The sequence below is a fragment of the Brevundimonas sp. genome (assembly GCF_032017145.1).
Lineage (GTDB): Bacteria > Pseudomonadota > Alphaproteobacteria > Caulobacterales > Caulobacteraceae > Brevundimonas.
The window spans coordinates 1-2,869 of the sequence record NZ_DALZQC010000189.1; the positions used below are offsets into that span (position 1 = coordinate 1).

Consider the following 2,869-nt stretch of genomic DNA (forward strand, 5'->3'; position numbering starts at 1 on the left):
CCGCCCCGCCGCCGCCGACGCAGACCGCCTCGATCCAGCGCGCCCAGGCGGGGGGCGAATAGTCGCCGTCGGCGGTCATCAGGATCGTCTCGCGCCGCACCGCGCCCTGGTCGAAGACAGCGCGGCCGGTGGCGCGATCCACGCGAAGGACGGAGCGCCAGACGCCCGCCTCGTCGCAGGTCTTCAGCCCCAGATCGTCTTCGCCCACCAGACCCAGTTCGGCGCAGGCCGCGTATCCGCTTTGGAACAGCAGCGACAGCACGTCGCCGGCCGCCTGTTTGTTGAAGGTCAGCCTCAGGTCGCCGTCGCCTCCATCTTCGACCTCTCGAGCGGTGAACAGGCCCGAGTTCAGCTTGGCCGACAGAGGATTGGCCGCATCGGCCGTGGTCCCCAGCCCCAGCCGGGTCAGGCCCTTCGCCTCGCCCAGCCAGGCCCCCAGCGGCGTCCAGCCCGCCGCATCCCGGACCACCACCACGGCTTCGTCCCGCACCACGGCGATCAGGCCGGGCGGCGTCGACACGGCGGTCCAGCCGCCCGCCTCGAACCGCATCAGGCTGCCCTCGCCTCGCCCCGCCCACGCCGCGCCCTGGGCGTCGGCCGGCAGGATGTAGAGGTCGCCATCCGCCGGATCGCCCGGCTGGGTCGCCGTCGTCCGGCTGACTGCCGCCGTCTGCAACAGGGCGTCCAGCCGCGTCAGGGCCGTGTTCAGGGTCACATGTTTCTGCATCTGCCCCGCCGCCAGATAAGGCAGGGCCAGGCGCGCGCTGAAGTCGTCGCTCATCGAAATCTCCGTTGTCGTCGGAGATCAGTCTGCTTGCGTCGCGTCCTCAGGCCGGAAGATGGTCGCTGGCGCGCGCCAACCGACTGTTTTCAAGCGATTTCATTTCGCCGGATAGGATGGAGCGCGGCTCTCAACCATCCTATTTCAGTCGTGCAGATAGACGATCCGCTTCAGGCCCTTTTCGCCCTGCACCTTGGCCGCGTGGCGGTCGTGGTCGCCGCTGGCGCGAGCGTTTTCCTCTGAATCCTCGACCCAGTGGGTGCTTTCGATGTGTTTCTGCAGCGCGCGCGCCGCCATCAGCTGGCCGGGAAAGAAGGTGTCCACCAGATCGCCGGCCAGCGGCACCGTTCCCGTCGCCGCGTCGAAAGCCATATAGGCCCCCATCCGCGCCAGGGTCGCCGGCGTCGCCTTGGCCCGCACCGCCTGCAGCATCAGCCAGCCGCCGGTGCCCACCGTATAGACCGTGCCCACCACCGGCACCCAGGTCAGCAACGCATCCAGACCCATCCCGAACGGGCCGATGCCGATGACCCGGTCCGACAGCTTCTTGACGCCCTCGACATTGGACCAGATGTTTTCGATATCGCGGATTGACCGTGCGGCCATATCGCCCTCCAAGCGTCGCCCTAACGCGGGACGACGCGCCCTTGTTCAACCCGAAAGGTCGGTGCGCCGATGACCCTGTTCAAGTTGACGGCGAATGTGCTGGCCGGCGTCGCCCTGGCGGGTCTGGCGGTGCTGGGGATCGCGGCCTTGAGCGGCGTCGGCCATCGGTGGGTCGACATCCTGGCCCAGTTCACCGCGCCGGCCCTGCTGGCGGCCGTGACGGCGACCGCCGTCTGTCTGTTGCTGCGGCTGTGGCCCGCCGTCGGCGTGGGCGCTGCGGCCTGTCTGGTGCTTGTGATCGCGGTCTGGCCTCAGTGGATGCCGACGCGCGGGACGGCCGCGACGGACACGCCCATCGTGCGGCTGTATTCGGCCAATCTGTGGGTCTTCAACACCGACGTGGAGGCCATGCGCCGCTCCATCGTCGCGGCCGACGCCGACATCCTGCTCCTGGTCGAGGTGGGCGACGCCCCGGCGGCCCAGCTGGACGCGCTTCTGGCCGGCTATCCCCACCGCACCGCCGTGGGGCGGATGCGCGGGCCGGGCGACCATGCCCAGTCCATCGTCGCATCGCGCTATCCGATCCTCCAGCGCCTGCCCGGCCGGCCGGACGGCCTCAGCGCGGCCGGGGCCGTGGTCAAGACGCCCATCGGGCCGATCAACGTCTTCGCCGTGCATCTGACCCGGCCCTGGCCCTATCAGTATCAGTGGGGCCAGATCACCCAGGTCATGGCCCTGACCGAGCGACGGCTGGCCGCGCCGTCCAATCCCGTCATCGCCGCCGGCGACTTCAACAGCGTCTCGACCGCACGGATCGGCAAACAGATCCAGGCCGACATGAACCTGATCCCCGCGCCCGGCTGGCCCGGCACCTGGCCCAGCCAGGCCCCGGCCTTCGCCGGCATCACCATCGACCAGGTCTATCGCTCGCCGGACCTGGCCCTGATCACGCGCCGCCTGGGCCTGCCCACCGGCTCGGACCACCGGCCGGTCGTCACCGAGTTCACCCGCGCCCGATAGCGGCCGAACTGGACCTGTAGCGCCTGAGGGGTTCGTCACAACGCGCACAACGAGGTCACGGGGAACACAGCGGAGACATGCTCCGGTCCACCAAACCTTGAGGGCCTGCGGCGGCGAAGCCGCATATGTATCGATGGCTTGCAGACACCGAGGCCGACGCGCGTTCGGCCTCATCGTGGTCTTCGTGAAGTCTCTGTGTGCGTTGTGACGAAAGCCTCTCGAGGCCCGCATCATCTCAAGCGCCGATGACTCCAGCCGCAATCAGCGCCTTCAGCCGCGCCTCGTGACCCTCGCTCGGAAAGTCGTCGGCGATCCAGCCGTCCTCGAACGCTTTCAACAGCCGCCCCGTCTCCGGTCCCGGCGTCACGCCCAACCGCGCCAGATCACGCCCGTTGACCGGCGGCCTCGGCGGCGTCCAGTCCGTCGCCAGCGCCCTCAGGGCCGAGCCGTCGCCGCCCCCCG

The 2,869-nt window shown here is 69.5% G+C and carries 3 protein-coding genes and 1 pseudogene; 1 reads left to right on the forward strand and 3 read right to left on the reverse strand.

Annotated features, from left to right (window positions below; all coding sequences use genetic code 11):
- The coding region (locus RTU05_RS17650) for a DUF2793 domain-containing protein (protein ID WP_312599600.1) at positions 1–781 on the reverse strand (781 nt) is incomplete at its 3' end.
- 144 nt (positions 782–925) lie between these two features.
- Positions 926–1,387 (reverse strand): DUF4112 domain-containing protein, encoded by a 462-nt coding sequence (locus tag RTU05_RS17655; RefSeq protein ID WP_312599601.1) that lies wholly within the window; start codon positions 1,385–1,387, stop codon positions 926–928.
- A gap of 69 nt (positions 1,388–1,456) precedes the next feature.
- On the opposite strand from RTU05_RS17655, the gene RTU05_RS17660 reads away from it, so the two are divergent.
- Entirely contained in the window at positions 1,457–2,407 is a 951-nt protein-coding gene (locus tag RTU05_RS17660) for an endonuclease/exonuclease/phosphatase family protein (protein ID WP_312599602.1), read from the forward strand.
- Between the two features lie 235 nt (positions 2,408–2,642).
- On the opposite strand, the pseudogene RTU05_RS17665 reads toward RTU05_RS17660, so the two are convergent.
- Positions 2,643–2,869, reverse strand: a pseudogene (locus tag RTU05_RS17665) (CCA tRNA nucleotidyltransferase); the annotation flags it as partial.